The organism is Planococcus faecalis, assembly GCF_002009235.1.
Classification (GTDB): Bacteria; Bacillota; Bacilli; order Bacillales_A; family Planococcaceae; genus Planococcus; species Planococcus kocurii.
The window spans coordinates 494358-511638 of sequence record NZ_CP019401.1 but is presented as its reverse complement, the minus strand read 5'-3'; the positions used below and the strand labels follow the sequence as shown (position 1 = coordinate 511638).

Genomic DNA, 17281 nt, shown 5'->3' with positions numbered 1-17281 from the left:
ATATAATTTCAGGAAAGGTGGGAGAATCATGAGTACAAAAAAAACTGAAGTGGCGATTACTGGAATGACCTGTGCAGCGTGTGCAAATCGCGTCGAAAAAGGTCTTCAAAAATTGCCCGGCGTTTCACAAGCTACAGTCAACTTTGCCACCGAAAAAGCTTCGGTCGTCTATGACGATGAGCAAGCCTCTGCATCGGCAATGCAACATAAGATAGAACAATTAGGATACGGAGTGCGACAAGAAGAAATCGACTTTTCTATCCAAGGGATGACGTGTGCCAATTGTTCGGCGCGTATTGAAAAAGTATTGGGTAAAATGGAAGGTGTTCAATTAGCCAATGTCAATCTAGCCATGGAAACGGGACACATTTCGTATAATCCCAACGCTGTCAAGCCTGAGGATTTTGTCAAACGGATTCAATCACTCGGTTATGATGCGATTCTTAATCAGGAAAGCGATGAAGCCACCGACTACAAACAACAGGAGATCAAAAAGAAAACTCGTTTGTTCTGGATATCAGCCGCATTTTCCTTCCCTTTGCTGTGGACTATGTTTAGCCACTTCTCTTTCACGTCCTGGATGTATGTACCTGATATTTTGATGAATCCACTCGTCCAGTGGGGACTCGCAACGCCTGTTCAATTTTGGATTGGCGCTTCTTTCTATAAAGGTGCCTATTTTTCTTTGAAAAACAAATCAGCTAATATGGACGTTTTGGTCGCACTCGGCACATCGGCCGCTTACTTTTACAGTGTCTATTTAGTTCTTGCCAATTGGAATATGAGCCATAATATGGGGTTATACTTCGAAACGAGTGCGGTCTTAATCACGCTGATTATTTTAGGAAAAGTATTTGAAGCAAGAGCCAAGGGTCGTTCTTCAGATGCAATAAAAAAACTGATGAAGCTTCAGCCTCAACATGCATTGGTCGAGCGCGGAGACAAATTCGTCAGCTTGCCCATCTTAGAAGTTAAAACAGGCGATATTCTATTGATTAAACCAGGAGCATCGATTCCTGTCGATGCTGCTGTTCTTTCGGGCAATTCGGCCGTTGATGAATCCATGCTAACGGGTGAAAGTTTGCCGGTTGATAAAGAAACAGGCGACGCTGTGTTTGCGGCGACCGTCAATTCTAACGGCTCACTTCGCGTGCAGGCTGACAAGATTGGTAAAGATACCGTCTTATCGAATATTATTCGTGTCGTCGAACAAGCACAAGGATCTAAGGCGCCGATTCAGCGACTCGCTGACCAAATTTCCAGTATTTTTGTTCCTGTTGTCGTAGGAATCGCAGTCATTACGTTTATCATCTGGTATTTCCTAGTGTCACCAGGAAATTTTCCAGCTGCTCTCGAAAGTACCATTGCAGTACTCGTTATTGCCTGCCCTTGCGCACTTGGTCTGGCTACACCGACTTCCATTATGGCAGGGTCTGGACGTGCTGCTGAACAAGGTGTTCTTTTTAAAACAGCTGAGTCGCTAGAAAACACCAAACATATCGATACGATTGTCTTGGATAAAACAGGAACGATCACCAATGGGCGTCCTGTTGTAACAGACTTTATTCCAGTAGCTAATTTTGACTTAACGGATTTGAAAAATTTGGCGGCTAGCGCAGAAAGTCAATCTGAACACCCTGTGGCGCAAGCCATCTCTGATTTTGGTGACGCTAACCTAAACGTTAGTTCGTTTAAAGCGATACCAGGACACGGCATCCGCGCAATAGTAGCAAATCGCCAAGTCGTAATGGGCAATCGACGCTTGATGGAAGGAATCGCAATTGACGAATCTCAAGCAGAAATCTTTGAACGAGACGGCAAAACCGTTATGTTCATCGCAGTCGATGGCCAGTATGTTGGACTTGTTGCAGTAGCTGACACGGTTAAAGAAAATGCCAAACAGGCAATTCAGGAAATGCGCGGTATGGGTCTACATGTCGTCATGCTAACCGGAGATCAAGAACAAACAGCAATGGCGATTGCTAAACAAGTCGGCATTGATGAAGTATTTGCAGGCGTTTTACCTGCCGAAAAAGCAGATGTTATTTTAAAACTTCAAGAACAAGGCCGACGCGTTGCGATGGCTGGAGATGGATTGAACGATGCACCTGCTTTAGCTACTGCTGATGTTGGTATGGCAATGGGCACTGGAACAGCGATTGCGATGGAAGCTGCCGACATCACATTAATGCAAGGTGATTTGCTGAGAGTGGTCGACGCGATTCGAATGAGTCGCTTAACTGTCCGCAATATTAAACAGAATCTGTTTTGGGCACTCGCTTATAACACAATCGGCATTCCAATTGCAGCAGCTGGCTTCTTAGCTCCTTGGCTTGCTGGTGCAGCGATGGCTTTCAGTTCCGTATCAGTTGTGATGAATGCGTTGCGACTTCAACGTGTAAAACTAAATAAATAATTATTCATTTTTGAGAGAGTCATTTCTGGCTCTCTTTTTTTCGATCATTGTTCTATAGAAGAAACCAGGGTAAAATAAGGACACATTCTTTTCAGAAAGCGGGAATTTCTTATTATGAAAAAAACCATCTTACTATTGATGTCCGTTCAGTTTTTTGTTTACTTAGGTTTCGGCATTATTATCCCAATTTTACCCGAAGTAATCGTTCAACAAGGTTATTCAGAAATCCATGTCGGTGGACTCATCACAATCTATGCCCTATCTTCTTTTTTCACTGCACCACTATGGGGAAGACTTTCTGATCGAACCGGGCGCAAGAAACTGATCCTTGTCGGTTTAGCCGGCTTTAGCTTGAGTTTTTTCTTATTTTCACTATTTCTAGATCATTTAATGTTATTGTACTTTTCACGTATTGTCGGTGGTCTATTCTCTGGTGCACTTTATACGGCTGTCACAGGCTATGTAGCAGATATCACCACAAATGAAGATCGCAATAAATACATGGGCTTTCTTGGCATGTCGATCGGTCTTGGGTTTATTTTTGGACCTGCAATCGGAGGCTTGCTCGGTTCTGTGTCTCTTTCGTTACCGTTCACGGTTTCTGCAGTACTGGTTCTGCTATTGATGGGCTATGCAAGCCTCGTCTTAAAAGAGCCTGTTCGTAAAGGTGAAGCAACAAAACGCGCACTTTTGCCAAAAGGCTCTAGCACACTCTGGCAATTCCGTATCCGCTATTTATTTTTAATGTCCTTTATGGTTACCATTTTACTAGCGGGGTTAGAATCAACTTTTCAATTGTTTCAAATTGACCAAATTAGCATTACTCCACTTCAGCTTGGTTATTTGTTCATCGCTAGCGGACTGGTTGATGCCGCGATTCAAGGTGGCGTCGTCCGCCGCATAAAAGATGGTGCTGAAACAAAATGGATCATTGGTGCACAAGTCGTTACAGCTCTCGGCTTGGTTCTTCTCCCCTTTACCAACAATTTGATTTTCGCAGGTGTTGCACTAAGTATCTTTACTGCTGGGAATGCCCTTTCTCGTACTGCATTGGTATCACTGACATCAAAAGAATCAGGGGGTAAGTACGGTACAGCTGCTGGATTGACTTATTCAATGGACAACCTAGGTCGCATTATTGGTCCTTTGGCATTTACGTGGCTGCTCACCATGCAAGCAGGGGGAATTTATTATTTATCTGCAGCGTTGGCACTAGCTAGCATCTTGCTCATCCTACTGTTTAAAGCTTCTACTAAATCTTTAGCCACAACAAACAAAGCCAATGCTTCTGCGTAATTGGCGTTTCTACTTAGCATAAGCATCGCTGCTAGCGGTGCTTTTTTCGTAGTCGAATTTCTTCTAGCTACACAAACAAAATGATTAGCCACATTAAATGAAGTAGGAGAACGCCTGAATAAAGCAAGTTTGCGAAAAAAAGTGTATAACGCCATGTGCGGGATTGAATCTCGATGAATGGTGTAAAGAGAAAGCTGAAGAGACAACAAGACAATAAGATTTTGATGCCGAGGAGAGCTAAGGGAGATAATGACACTAACAATGGATTGGCTTCGTTTATAACACCAAATGAGAGACCTATATAGGTCAACATCCCATCAAAAAAATTCAAAATGACTAAGCACCAGACATATTTTTTTAACGGGTTACTTTGCTGATCAGAGCTCATGCTTTACACCCCATTTACTAGAAATACATGACCTTAGTAATGGGTTACCCTTATTTTTTAATTTTCAGACAATAAAAACAGGTATTTGTTCATATATTTTTTATACACTTAGGAATAACCGGTCGATTCTATTAAAACCAAGAAAGTTACTATGCATGCCCCATGTCATTGATTTACCAAGAACTTGGCGACAACAAACTCGCAAAAAAAGCCCATCACTCTTCATGATAGGCTTTTTCTTTTGTATGATAGCGCTGATAGACGTCGTGAAACTCGAGAAAATGCTGCCAATCCTTTTCGAACTCGGGTTGGATGCAAGAAACTTGGAACAACTGACGCACTTTCAAATAATTGCTGGCACAATGTAACTCAAATCCTGAAAGATGAGCATCTTCGACTAAAAATCGAGTCTCTTCTATTATTTTAAATGTGCGAGACGTCGGGTAGCCAGTAGCCAAGTTTGGCCAGTCTTTCGTATCTTCTTTCATTTGTATAAACCGTTGTTTTAAGCGTTCATAACGCGCAGGATACGCTTTTAATGCGCGATGCATGCTTTCTAATAAACTTGCAGAAAACGTAAACGGTACATCTGTTGCATAAAGCCCCAAATCCAAATAACTTGGCAAGTTGTCGTCTGGATCAATTTTGTGGCTACTAAAAACGATAGCGACTCCACTTAATGTTCCAAGTGCTTTGCCACTCGTTGCTGTCGCAAGCCACACATTTTCCAATGACAACGGTACGGCACCAAAACTGCTAATGCAATCTAAACACAATTTCACATTTCGCTGTTTACATGTATCAGCGAGTATACGAAAATCATTTAATTGACCGGTAGACGTTTCGCCATGAGCCATCAAAACCCAACTGACATTCTCTTGCTCCAGCTGACGCGCTATTTTTTCCATTTGAAAAGCTTGACCCCACGCTTCTTCAATTACTTCAAATTCCATGCTTAATCGCTGTGCTTGTTGAACTAACCGTTTGCCAAATTCACCATTTACTAAAATCAGCCCTTTGGAGTTTAGCCGCTTGATTTGCCCAAGCATTGCTTCGTTTGCTAAAGTACCACTCCCTGAAAGCAGATGTGGAGTCATTTCCGTCATTTCTTCGAGCATGCGGTCTACTTCTTGTCGAACTTCACGGAAAGCCGCGGACCTGTGAGAAATAGGTGGTTCTTGAAAAGGAGTAGCGAGTTCCGCAGTTAACGCCACAGGACCAGGTAAAAATAAGCGGCGCTTTGCTTGTAACCTCGCTGCGACAGAATCATTGTACTGATGACGTGTCGTGACCATTGGAACAAAGACAGCTGCGCCTGTCCCCATTGGTTCCGCAAATGCTCGAAAGCCCAGCTGTCCATACAGTTTCATCTGACGGACTGTTCCGGAAATCACTGCCGAGTCAAACCCTTGCTCGAGACAATAATCGGACAGGGCGCGTGCTAAAAGGAAAAAAACACGCCCATTACGATGTTCTTTTCGAACGGCCAGCAAACGGATTTCACAAACCTTACCGGCATCTGGTAGGAACTCTTCAATAGATCCAATTTTGAGATCCAACGAAAAAGGACGTTCAGAACGTAGCGCAATCATTCCAACTACCTCCACTCCTGACAACACAATCAAGTAGGTATTCTGTTTATGAAATAGATCCGTGCGCGTCCCACTGTCATTTGCTTGGTGTTGAGGAATTTCTTCCACAAAGGTTTCGTAGTTTAAACGCGCAATGTCCTTAAATTCCGCCTCGGTTCGAGCAACTTTGCACCAATACATGATCTTCCGCCTCCCTTCAGCTTCTAAATGCATCTTCTACTTGGTAAAGACTTAAATCGATATCAACAAGTTCCCCAAGTGCGAGTTTTGCTAGTTGCCCTCCCAAATAAGGACCTGCAGTCAGACCTGAAGCGCCAAGTCCGTTTGCCACATAGAAGTTTTCGTAGCCCGGAACTTGACCAATAAACGGCAATGCACTTGTGGTAGCTGGACGAAATCCGGTAGCAGCACCCGCCATTTCCGTTTGCCCAAGCCCAGGTGCTGCTTCTAATGTTTTATCTAGAATGTGATGAATACCGCCCGCCGTTAATTTGTCATCAAAGCCCACTCCGTTTTCATGGGTAGCTCCAGCGACAATTCTACCGTTCGCAAAAGGCACAATGTATTGACCATAAGGAACCATAGCAACTGGCCAATCGCCTGTACTCTGTTCATCTGCTTGCAACTGAAGAATTTGCGCTTTTTGTGGCACAATATCTAAATCTAATTCCAAGGGTTTGAACAAATCTGCAGCCCATGCGCCTCCTGTCGAGATGACTCGGTCTGCATAGATTTTTTGTCCTTCTACTAGAACGCCAACCACTTGTGAGTTTTCTACAAACAATTCAGCATCGCCGGTTAAACGCTCTGCTCCAAGTTTTACAGCCGAAGAAATCAAAGCGTCTCGAATGGCTTTTCCATCCACTCGAGCCGCTCCGCTGACCCAAAGCGCTCCATATTCCTCTGTCGCATACGGAAAAAGGGCTATTGTTTCTTTTGATGACAGTCTCTTGATGTCTCCCATTTCAGGTGCATCCACTCTTCGTTCATATGCTTTTTGCTCCATCTTATCTAGTTTGCTCTCTTCATGGATGCTAACGATGCCGACTTGTTTGTAACCCGTATCGGTTTCACCTAAAGCTTCAAGCTCACGAATCAATTCAGGATAATACTTGGCACCGCTTTTCGCTAGTCCGTACCATGCTTTGTTTCTCCGCTGCGAAATCCATGGACAAACGATACCCGCTGCCGCTCCCGTTGCTTGTCCTTTATCGCCTCTATCTATTAAAGTGACTGACGCTCCAGCTTTGGCTGCATGGTAGGCCGTAGAGGCTCCTAAAATTCCTGAACCAATAATAAGTAATGATTTCATATAAACACCCAGTTTCCAAAAGTCTTGTGTCTTCATTCTAATCCAGTCAGCCAAGAGACTCAAATCCATCTCATAGATTTAGCCTGATACGGATTCAAATTTAGAATTTCGGGTAAAGCTATTAGTAGTAATGTCAGCAGAAGTTTACCAGAGGAGGAACTATTCTTATGGAAAGAAGTCGATCAACTGAAAATCTATTGCCCATAACTTCTATTCAGAGCGGGTCTGGAGTCGAGATAGCTCCCGATGTATACTGCTATACGGTTCAAGTAGCGAATGTCTTCTTTATCGGCAATCCCACTACTAGTAACGAGTGGGTATTAATTGATGCAGGCATGCCACATGCTGCGAATAAAATCCTCGAGGCCGCAGAAAAACGCTTTGGACCTGAGCATCAGCTCAAAGCCATCATTCTAACACATGGTCATTTTGATCATGTGGGTAGTCTCATTGATATTTTAGAACAATACAAAGTGCCGGTTTATGCGCACCCCCTTGAATTCTCTTACTTAAAAGGCATCACTGATTATCCAAAGCCTGATACGACAGTCGAAGGCGGACTGTTGGCAAAAATGTCAGGCATTTTCCCAGTCAAAGCAATTGACATTTCTGCGCATCTTCATGAACTACCGTCAGATGGCAGCGTCCCAACAATGCCGGGGTGGCAATCGATTCATACACCAGGACATTCAGCGGGTCATGTCTCACTGTTCCGCGAACAAGATCGTCTTCTCATTGCGGGCGATGCTTTTGTTACGGTGAAACAAGATTCATTGTATAAAGTTCTGCGACAGAAAAAAGAAATACATGGTCCACCTGTTTATTTCACAACAGATTGGCGTGCCGCTTGGGAGTCTGTCTGTAAACTGGCTGACCTTAAGCCTTCAATCGCTGCAACAGGTCACGGCAAACCAATGACTGGTGCAGCTCTCGCTAAAGGATTGGTTGATTTGGCAGAGAATTTTCAAAAAACCGCGGTGCCTGCTCACGGTAAATACGTCCACACAAAATAACTACCATTTATCAGCAGAAACAGCTTTCTCGTTCCTGCTGATTCCCAAAAAGAATGACAATTCAAAATACAATGTTTAGAATTTTGTAGTGTGGGTAAATAACTATGATAACCTATTTTACTAAACGACCAATAACACGAAAAGGAGTTGAGTTTTTATGAGTAAGAAAGCATTATTTATTTCGGATCATGGCGATCCATTAGCTGAACTCGGTGGCAAACAAGCGGGTGGCCAAAATAATTACGTAAAGCAATTAGCACTCGCATTAGAAAACAAAGGATGGCAAGTAGACGTCGCAACTCATTGGTGCGATTCTTCAGCACCTCAAATAGAAACGTTTGGGGCAGCATGTCGAGTAATCAGACTGGAATCTGGACATAAAGGATTCGTGTCAAAAGATGAGATGTACACAATGCTTCCTGCCTTTTATGAAGAGCTAAAAAGCACAGTAAATCTGGAATCCTATGATATTGTCCATACTCATTATTGGTTATCTGGTTTAATCGGTAAAAAATTGAAGAAAGACTTTGGATTGCCTTATGTACACACCGCTCACTCACTCGCATGGGCAAAAGAAAAAGCAACAGGAGTTCATGATCAGCGCCGGATAAATGCAGAAGGAGCTATTTTAAAAAATGCAGACTATGTACTTGCTACTACTAATAACGAAAAACAATTGATCCAAACTTTTGTCAACTCTCCTTCTCCCATCAAAGTTATCCCCATCGGTGTAGACCAAGCATTTAAAGTACGTGGAAACCGATCACATTTACGTAAAAAATTCGGTTACCACAACCCTCTCTTTGTTTTTGCCGGAAGACTGGAAGTAACTAAAGGAATTTTTACGCTGCTAAAAGCTTTTCAATTACTAGTAGAAAAAACGGGTCCTACCGATACACCTTATTTGATTATTGCTGGTGGAGATGCTGAATCTATCGATTTGGAAACAAATTTACCTAAAGACAAAAAACTGCGTGAAGCCGTTCGCGGGATTGAACATCGCATCGAGTTCTTAGGTTCGCAGTCTCAAGAAGAGCTGGCATTATTATTTAACTCAGCTACAGCTACAATTGTACCAAGCTTTTATGAATCATTCGGAATGGTCGCCGCAGAAGCCCAGGCCTGTGGCAGTCCCGTTATTGCTTCAGATATTGGCGGATTGAAAAACGTTGTTCAAGACGGTATTACCGGTCTGTTAGTCGAAACAAAAAATGAAATTGACTTGGCGATTGCGATGGAGGTCTTGTCAGCAAACGCATTATTAACTGAACGATTAAGTCGTCAAGCCGTGCAAATTGCGCGCAAAGATTTTGACTGGGACTCTATTTCCAAACGCATAAATACATTGTACGAGGTGATTATCGATGAACAGAGCAACGCATTTGTTGGCAACAGATTTAGACGGAACGCTCGTCGGTGATCGCAATAGTTTAAAAAAATTGTTGGATTTTTATAATGCCCAAACTTATACAGTTTCGTTAATCTATATTACCGGGCGTCATTACCAATCTGCCCTATCTCTCATGTCAGAACAAAATTTACCGGTTCCCCACGTGCTTATTACAGACGTGGGAACCGGCATTTACATAGGCGATTCATTAAAGCCAGACCTTGAATGGTCTGCATTCTTGGAAAAGTCTTGGATGCCCCAACAAATAGATGCGATTGCAAGAGTGATTCCAGGTTTGGTTTCGCAAAATTTGCCAATTACTACACGCTGTTCTTACTTCGCTTCAGATTTAGCCATTGTAGAAGCTTTTCGTTCACAACTAAATAAAGCCGGCATTCCTCACAAGCTCATTTACAGTGGCGGTCGTGATGTCGATATACTTCCAGCTGGTAGCGGCAAAGGACAGGCTCTTCAATACATTTTGGATAAGTACAAGCTAAATACAGCTAAAGTGTTGGTTGCCGGCGATTCTGGAAATGATGTGGAGATGCTGACGCTGGGTTTTCCTTCAGTCATTGTTGGCAATGCACAGCCTGAACTACTCAAACAAACTGAGCACCCGTCTATTTACCGGGCCAAACAAGAATTTGCAGGCGGCATTCATGAAGCTTGGCGCTATTTTTATACAGATTGACCTTTTCCCTTTGAGCAGAAATTTGTTTGAAGGGGTTTTTTCTTCGAAATTTAAGGTTCTAGGGTAAAGGTTTGTTTTTTTATCTATATGGTTTATATTTAGTAGGAGATCATTTTGTAATCAGAAGGTTTGCCATATTTAAAGTCTGTGAATGTCAAACCACACAACAGGAGGAAATTGAGATGAGCAAAGTTTCGAATTTACAAAAAGAGTCCTTGGCTATGCTAAAAGAAACAAGCCGGACCTTTTTCATCCCAATCAGCTTTTTAGAACCTACGTTGAAGAAAACTGTTGGCTCAGCCTACCTTTGTATGCGCGCGATTGATGAAATTGAGGATCATCCCGAACTAGAAGATCAGATTAAAATTCAGTTACTGAGCACCATTCAACAAATGCTGGAAACAGATTTTAATGAGTCCCAATACTTGGAGCTTGTTGCTCCCTATGAAAATTTTCTTCCTCCCGTTACTATGCGTTTAGCTGACTGGATTAGTGTTTGTCCTGAGGAGATACGAGGGAAAGTAATGGAATCTACAGCCATTATGGCTGGTGGCATGTCCAAATGGGTAGAAAAAGATTGGGTCATTAAAACAAAAGAAGATTTAGATGAGTATACGTACTATGTGGCTGGACTCGTTGGCACAATGCTTTCAGACATCTGGTACTGGCATGATGGAACAATAACAGACCCAGATCACGCTATCGCTTTTGGCCGAGGATTACAGGCCGTCAACATGTTGCGAAATTACGATGAAGATTTCGAACGAGGTGTGACGTTTGTGCCGGAAGGTTGGACACGTGAAGACATGTTCAATTACGCCAAAAATAACTTGGCTAAAGCTGACCAGTATGTCAAACCCATAAAAAACAAGCGAATTCTCATGTTCTGCAAAGTTCCGTTAGCTTTAGCACATAGTACGCTAAAAGCGTTGAAGTCCGGAAAAGAAAAGATGAGCCGGATGGAAGTCGAAGGCATTGTAGAACAGTTAAAACAAGAAGAACATTTAAGCTAGCCTGCTCCAGCCTGCTGTTCCTAAAGAGGCTGGATTTTTTGAATCCGCGGCTATGGAAAAGCCTGTTTTTCTTTTAATTGCGTATTTTTAGACACAGGGATTAAAAAATTGTTGCATTTACTTGTGCAAGTTTTTAAAGTTAGGAGAATTCCAATGACAGTAACCATTATTAGTGTTCTCACGGCAGCCATTTTTGTATTAAACATTATGCTTGCAGCAGCGCTCGTATTTCTTGAACGACGAGATGCCTCTTCTACATGGGCTTGGCTACTGGTCTTATTTTTTATTCCGATTTTTGGTTTCTTCATTTATTTGTTTTTGGGCAGACGCTTGAGAAAAAAGACACTTTTCAAGTGGGAAGGCAACAAACGAATCGGTATCGAAAGCCTAATTGCTCATCAAATGAACGAATTGCACGATCACGAGTTTGAATTTAAAGATCCCAACACAAAAAAGTATTCCGATTTAATTTACTTACATTTAAGAAATAATGGTGCTTTGCTGACTCAAGACAACAGTGTTCAAATTTTTAATGATGGTCGTGAAAAATTTGATTCACTACTCAAGGACATCGCAACTGCCAAAAATCATATTCATATCCAATACTACATTTTCAGATTAGATGAACTAGGCACTCGGATTGTCGATGCTTTAACTGCTAAAGCAAAAGAAGGCGTGAAAGTGCGTTTACTTTATGACGATATGGGTTCACGTAGTTTAAGAAAACGGCATTTCAAAGAATTATTAGCAGCTGGAGGAGAAGTCGAAACTTTCTTCCCTTCAATTTTACCTATCATCAATCCGCGGTTAAATTATCGCAATCACCGAAAAATTGTCGTAATCGATGGCCAAGTTGGATATCTCGGTGGCTTTAACGTGGGCGATGAGTACATTGGATTAAGCCGAAAATTTGGGTACTGGCGTGACACTCATTTGCGTATTGAAGGCAGTGCCCTGCACCCTTTGCAAACACGCTTTATCCGTGATTGGAATCAGGCATCTGTACATCATGACATTGCATACGATGAATTTTTCTTTCCTGTTAAACCAGCGCAAGGAAATACGTCTATGCAAATCGTTTCTAGTGGTCCTGACGAAGATTGGGAACAGATAAAAGACGGGTACGTAAAGTTAATCAACTTGGCTAAAGATTATGTTTACGTACAAACACCTTATTTTATACCCGATGCTACTTTCTACGATGCGATTCGCATCGCAGCTTTATCAGGTATCGATGTCCGCATTATGATTCCAAATAAACCAGATCATCCATTTGTTTACTGGGCAACTTACTCTTATGTTGGACAAATGCTAAGAGCTGGCGCACGTGTTTTCACTTACGATAATGGCTTTTTGCATACAAAAATGATTGTCACAGACAATAAGGCGTCTACTGTTGGCACCGCCAATATTGATGTCCGAAGCTTTAAATTGAATTTTGAAGTAAATGCTTTTATTTACGACGAAAAGATATCGACTGACCTTGCGGAACTCTTCCATCGTGATATGAAGCTCTCGACTGAATTGACTTATGAAATGTATTTGGATCGTACACGAATGATTAAAACCAAAGAATCGATTGCCCGCCTGTTAGCACCTATTTTGTGATAAAAGTGATTCTTTTTATAACTTTTACGAATCTAAATTGGCTCATAAAAAAACGTCTCCGAAAAAAGGAGACGTTTTTTACTTTCTTAAATTCCTAAATATTCTTCTAATGTAATGTCTTGTTGATAGATTTCAGTCGCAATGTCTTTACCCACATATCGGAAATGCCAAGATTCATGCATATAGCCCGTGATGTGTTCGCTGCCTTCTGGATAGCGCAGAATAAATCCATACTGATGTGCGTTACTCGCTAGCCACTTGCCGCCTTCCGTATCACCAAACGATGCCGAAGCCCAGTGCTGTTCTTTTCCAGCTTCTCCAATATCAAACGTCAGACCTGTTTGATGCTCCGAATAGCCGGGACGTGCACTGTATCGATCTGCTGCTTGTTGACCATCCTTCGCTACATAGCTATCGTACAATTGCTTTTGTCGCGCAAAATCACGATATGTACTAAATCCGTGCAGATTGAGACCCGCTTCAGCCGCTGCTGCTTTCATTGTCTCAAAAGCCGATCGTGCTTCTGGTACTTCTCCAGGTGCATAAGTTTCGGGTAACGGATGCTGCTTGTTTGCCAATAGCACACCGTTAATAATGGTTGGCGCTTTCGGTAATTCAATGTCTTCTGGATAAACCGTAGCATCTGGCGCTTCTTCAGGTTTTTCAGGTTCAGTTGGTTTTGCAACTTCATCTTTCGGTGTTTCTACAGCAGACTCTTCCGTCGACACAGCGTCTGTCAATGCTTTCATGCTTTGCTCGACATCTAAGTCGTGCATATATAACCATACTGCCGCTAATGCAGCCATAATTGCTGACACACCAATCACCACCCATTTGATAGAGAACTTTTTATTTTTTTGATTTACGCGATTGATAAATTTCATACTAAGCCTTCCTTCTGTCGATTTCTATTTTATTCTATCATTCTTACTGACGAAATTCTTCGTTAACAAGTCGCTTTTTCTCTTTGTTTTTTAAAAATAACGATTTACTTCCAGAAGATGTGACAATGTCTTCTGAAAACTTTACTTTACTTGAGTTTCAAATGGATTTATTAGACAAAAAAAGACCTCATTAATATCAACAAAAAGACCCCCTTAAGTTTTTATCTCTTTTCGAATAACTATTTATAAACACTTAAGGAGCTGGAAGCATTGGATCAACTATCAGAACATGATATCCAGGCATTGATGAATCAATTAGATACACTACTTGAAGAACGCATGAAAGAAAAATATGATTATACAAAAAAAGCACAATCTCGTTAGTGAGATTGTGCTTTTTTTATAATAAGATCGTCCCTAGAACGACAAAGAACAATAGGCCGAACACGACGGACATGCCAAGCATCCATTTAGCTTCCCGGTGCATTCCTTGCGCTTTCATATGACGATAGCGAAAGCTGTTTGTTAGAACGAAGAGCAAAGTCATGAACAGCACAGCTACTTCTAAATAGCCGAACAGGAGAAAAGTCAATGCCGTGACACTCAAAAGTCCAATTGCTATTCCTTGTACAAGTTTCATATTCATATAAGTATCTCCCAAAAAAGAAAGCCGACAATAGTTGCCGGCTCTCTTTATTATTATTTTTTCTCTTCTACTGCTTCCAGTGCTTTTTCTGGATGATTCGAGTAGAACTTACGACCAATAAAGGTTTGGATAATCAGGAGAATCCCGCCGACTGTCCAGTATACCGGTAAAGCTGCCATCGATGTGAATGAAATGAACATAATCATAATTGGAGAAATGTAGACGAACAATTTCATTTGTTTTTGTTGTTGTTCAGGCATAGTCCATAAAGATACTTTTGCCTGGAAGAAATAGACCGCTCCGGCAATCAAAGTCATAATAACGTCCGGCGAACCTAGACTAAACCATAAGAATTCGTGGGCTTGAACATCCGGCGAATGCAGAATAGCAAAGTACAGACCCATGATGATTGGCATTTGGATAACGACAGGCAAGCATCCCATGTTTAACGGGTTTACTTCGTGTTTTTTGTAAAGCCCCATCATTTCCTGTTGCAATTTCATCTGTTCTTCCTTGTCTTTCGTTTCTTTCAAGCGCTTTTGAATGTCTTCCATTTCAGGACGCATAGCATCCATTTTCACTTTCATTCCCTGCTGGCGTTTGTATGTCCGCAGCATAAACGGCATTAATACTAAACGAATGATAACCGTAATCACAACAATTGCCAACCCGTAACTTCCACCAAACAAGTCACCCAAATAATTCAACGACACGTCAAACGGTTTAACAAAAACCGTATAAAACATACCTTCTTTGTTTTCTACCGCCGAACATCCACTCAATAAAACAACAGCGAACGCCATCATCATTAATAATGTAATTTTCTTTTTCAAATTAGTCACCTTCACCTTTTTTAACTACCTTGAAGTATAACGATAAGCACAACAAAATTCAATCCATGAACAGAACACGCGTGTAATTTTTAATTTTTGTGACAAAATTACGGCATTCTATTTGCTAAATTCATTTTAATGGCAAGAAAAAAAGGAGAATTTCTTCTCCTTACTTGGCATTTGGCAATGTATAGCGGAAATATGGAATGTGCTGGCTATCACGAAATTGCTTTGGTGTAACTTCCGTGTACTTCTTAAAAATTCGCGTGAAGTAACTTTGATTGCAAAAATGAAACTGCTTAGAAATTTCTGAAATGCCTTTATCGGAGTGACGAAGATAGTATTGAGACTCTTCTACACGACGAACGTTCAAATATTCAACTAATGTAATACCCGCATGTTCTCTAAATATACGTGACAAATGGCTTGTTGAAATACTAAAGTGTTTGGCAATGTCTTCAACCGATAAATCGCGTTCTACTTCATCATTAATGTAAATAACAACTTTGTTGACTGTTTGATGGCCAAAAGAAGGCTGTTTGCGCTCAGAGATAATGGATACAAAAAACTCAATTAACTCATCAGCTACGAACATGAACTCTGAATCATTCATATGTTTGTCGACCAATTCCACACAAGCAGAGTTAAATGCAAATGCTTTTTTAGGCGGCACACGCATTTCATACAGTTTTCGTGCCATAACAGAAGACAGGATAATGTAATAATTACGGATCGATCGGATAATATCTTTTTCGGAACGAAGTGAAAGCATGTCAATTAATTCTCTTAATGTTTCTTTAGCACGCTCTTTTTCAAGGTGGTGAATTTCATACATTAGCTGTGTTTCAATCTCAAAAAATTTATCCAATCCATCAATTTGGTTTAAACTTTCTGTTTCATTCATAAAGATCTTTGAAATAGTTTCTTGAATGGATGGTGCTGTGATAATATTCATCGTTTCCCCGTCTTTCTTTGTACAAGTTTTTGCGGCATTATCTCAACTATATACTGAAATAAACTAAAATAATAGAGTGAAGCTGCTATTTTTGTATTTTTTTTATGTAATTTGCTCTATATGTGAATTCTTTCTCTTATGCCTTCAGTAATGCTTTAATACAATTTTTATACTATATAAGACGATTTTACTCTTAATAAGTTTCATTTTTACTCACAAAACTTAATTTTAACAGGAATCCAGAGTAATCTATAGAAATCAGACTTACTGTAAATTCCTGTGTGGTCGTCATATCTGTTGTGCCATTACATTTTAACTAGCAGAATACAAATTCCGCTGTTATTCATCCTCGTTTGGTGGAATTAACGCACGGATATGGCGCGGTAATACTTCAATGATAAATGGAGTTGCGCAGCCTTCATCTCCATCAATATTACTAGATAACGGTTCATTTGTTTTAATCGATACTTTTGTTGTATGAATGACTTCTACTGCTGGATCTTCTTCTAACTTTCCTCTAAGTACTGAAGTTGCAATGCGGACAAAAGCTGGCAAAGCAGCATTTTTCACAATATATAGATGCAGTAGACCATCATCTGTTAAGGCGTCAGGCGCTAGTTTTTCAAATCCACCTACTGAATTCGTTAAAGCGACGAGCACTAATTTCGCTTCTCCAGACCATAGCCCATTATCATGTTCAACTTCGAAATAGGTTTCTGAGTCAGCCGCAATGGCCTTTACCCCTTCAATAAAATAGGCCAACGCCCCCAATTTGGTTTTTTTTGCTGGATCGATATCATAAGTGGACTCGGCAATGGCACCAATTGCCAGTATATTCATAAAGAACTGTTCTCCGACTTTAGCAATATCTACACGCTTTTCGTAACCCGTTTTAAGCGCTTCAATAGCGGACGGTGGGTCCAAGGAAATTCCCAAAGCTCGCGCAAAATCGTTGACCGTACCAAGTGGAATCAGCGAAAAAAGTGGCTCATGAGACTGTTCAGCTATTCCTGATACCGCCTCGTTAATCGTACCATCTCCGCCCATCGCCACGATGAAATCGTATTCTTTCTCACAGGCTTCTGCTGCAAAATGGGTAGCATCTTTTGCTTTTTTAGTTTCTCTTGTATCTACTTCGTATCCCATTGAGACGAGTGTCTTTTCAACTTGGTCGCGGTATTCAGAAGCTTGTTCTTTTCCGGAAGATGGATTTAATATAAACATTGCTTTTTTCATCATCA

15 protein-coding genes are annotated in these 17281 nt (G+C 41.2%); 7 read left to right on the top strand and 8 right to left on the bottom strand.

The window, feature by feature from the left end; translation table 11 throughout:
- The first annotated feature begins 28 nt into the window (after positions 1-28).
- Complete coding sequence (locus AJGP001_RS02600) at positions 29-2416, top strand: heavy metal translocating P-type ATPase (RefSeq protein ID WP_078080116.1); 2388 nt, start codon at positions 29-31, stop codon at positions 2414-2416.
- Positions 2417-2530: 114 nt separating this feature from the next.
- Positions 2531-3712, top strand: coding sequence for an MFS transporter (locus tag AJGP001_RS02595; RefSeq protein ID WP_078080115.1), 1182 nt, complete (start codon positions 2531-2533; stop codon positions 3710-3712).
- A 67-nt stretch (positions 3713-3779) separates the two neighbouring features.
- Here AJGP001_RS02595 and AJGP001_RS17760 read toward each other — a convergent pair whose 3' ends face one another.
- The 3 genes from AJGP001_RS17760 to AJGP001_RS02585 form a co-directional block, all read right to left on the bottom strand.
- Entirely contained in the window at positions 3780-4100 is a 321-nt protein-coding gene (locus AJGP001_RS17760) for a DUF5658 family protein (protein WP_369678758.1), read from the bottom strand.
- A gap of 215 nt (positions 4101-4315) precedes the next feature.
- Complete coding sequence (locus tag AJGP001_RS02590) at positions 4316-5872, bottom strand: GNAT family N-acetyltransferase (RefSeq protein ID WP_078080114.1); 1557 nt, start codon at positions 5870-5872, stop codon at positions 4316-4318.
- A 16-nt stretch (positions 5873-5888) separates the two neighbouring features.
- Positions 5889-7004, bottom strand: a complete 1116-nt coding sequence (locus AJGP001_RS02585) for an NAD(P)/FAD-dependent oxidoreductase (protein ID WP_078080811.1) — start codon at positions 7002-7004, stop codon at positions 5889-5891.
- A gap of 167 nt (positions 7005-7171) precedes the next feature.
- Here AJGP001_RS02585 and AJGP001_RS02580 point away from each other — a divergent pair, with 167 nt between their 5' ends.
- The 5 genes from AJGP001_RS02580 to cls all read left to right on the top strand — a co-directional run bounded on the left by AJGP001_RS02580 (position 7172) and on the right by cls (position 12722).
- Complete coding sequence (locus tag AJGP001_RS02580) at positions 7172-8017, top strand: MBL fold metallo-hydrolase (RefSeq protein WP_078080113.1); 846 nt, start codon at positions 7172-7174, stop codon at positions 8015-8017.
- Positions 8018-8174: 157 nt separating this feature from the next.
- Entirely contained in the window at positions 8175-9437 is a 1263-nt protein-coding gene (locus AJGP001_RS02575) for a glycosyltransferase (RefSeq protein WP_078080112.1), read from the top strand.
- A complete protein-coding gene (locus AJGP001_RS02570) occupies positions 9382-10101 on the top strand; it encodes an HAD-IIB family hydrolase (RefSeq protein ID WP_078080111.1) in 720 nt (239 codons plus the stop codon). The genes AJGP001_RS02575 and AJGP001_RS02570 overlap by 56 nt, the downstream gene beginning before the upstream one ends.
- A 182-nt stretch (positions 10102-10283) precedes the next feature.
- A complete protein-coding gene (locus tag AJGP001_RS02565; protein WP_078080110.1) occupies positions 10284-11114 on the top strand; it encodes a squalene/phytoene synthase family protein in 831 nt (276 codons plus the stop codon).
- 153 nt (positions 11115-11267) lie between these two features.
- Positions 11268-12722: a cardiolipin synthase gene (gene cls, locus AJGP001_RS02560; protein ID WP_058386398.1), complete on the top strand. Its 1455-nt coding sequence runs from the start codon at positions 11268-11270 to the stop codon at positions 12720-12722.
- A gap of 86 nt (positions 12723-12808) precedes the next feature.
- Here the strand turns inward: cls and AJGP001_RS02555 are convergent, their stop codons facing one another.
- The 5 genes from AJGP001_RS02555 to AJGP001_RS02535 all read right to left on the bottom strand — a co-directional run bounded on the left by AJGP001_RS02555 (position 12809) and on the right by AJGP001_RS02535 (position 17276).
- Positions 12809-13606, bottom strand: coding sequence for a M15 family metallopeptidase (locus tag AJGP001_RS02555; protein WP_071153526.1), 798 nt, complete (start codon positions 13604-13606; stop codon positions 12809-12811).
- 400 nt (positions 13607-14006) lie between these two features.
- Positions 14007-14252, bottom strand: a complete 246-nt coding sequence (locus AJGP001_RS02550) for a hypothetical protein (RefSeq protein WP_058386400.1) — start codon at positions 14250-14252, stop codon at positions 14007-14009.
- A gap of 53 nt (positions 14253-14305) precedes the next feature.
- Complete coding sequence (yidC, locus tag AJGP001_RS02545) at positions 14306-15085, bottom strand: membrane protein insertase YidC (protein ID WP_058386401.1); 780 nt, start codon at positions 15083-15085, stop codon at positions 14306-14308.
- Between the two features lie 169 nt (positions 15086-15254).
- Entirely contained in the window at positions 15255-16040 is a 786-nt protein-coding gene (locus AJGP001_RS02540) for an AraC family transcriptional regulator (protein WP_058386402.1), read from the bottom strand.
- 339 nt (positions 16041-16379) lie between these two features.
- On the bottom strand, positions 16380-17276 hold the full coding sequence (locus AJGP001_RS02535; RefSeq protein WP_058386403.1) for a diacylglycerol/lipid kinase family protein: 897 nt from the start codon (positions 17274-17276) through the stop codon (positions 16380-16382).
- Between the last annotated feature and the right edge of the window lie 5 nt (positions 17277-17281).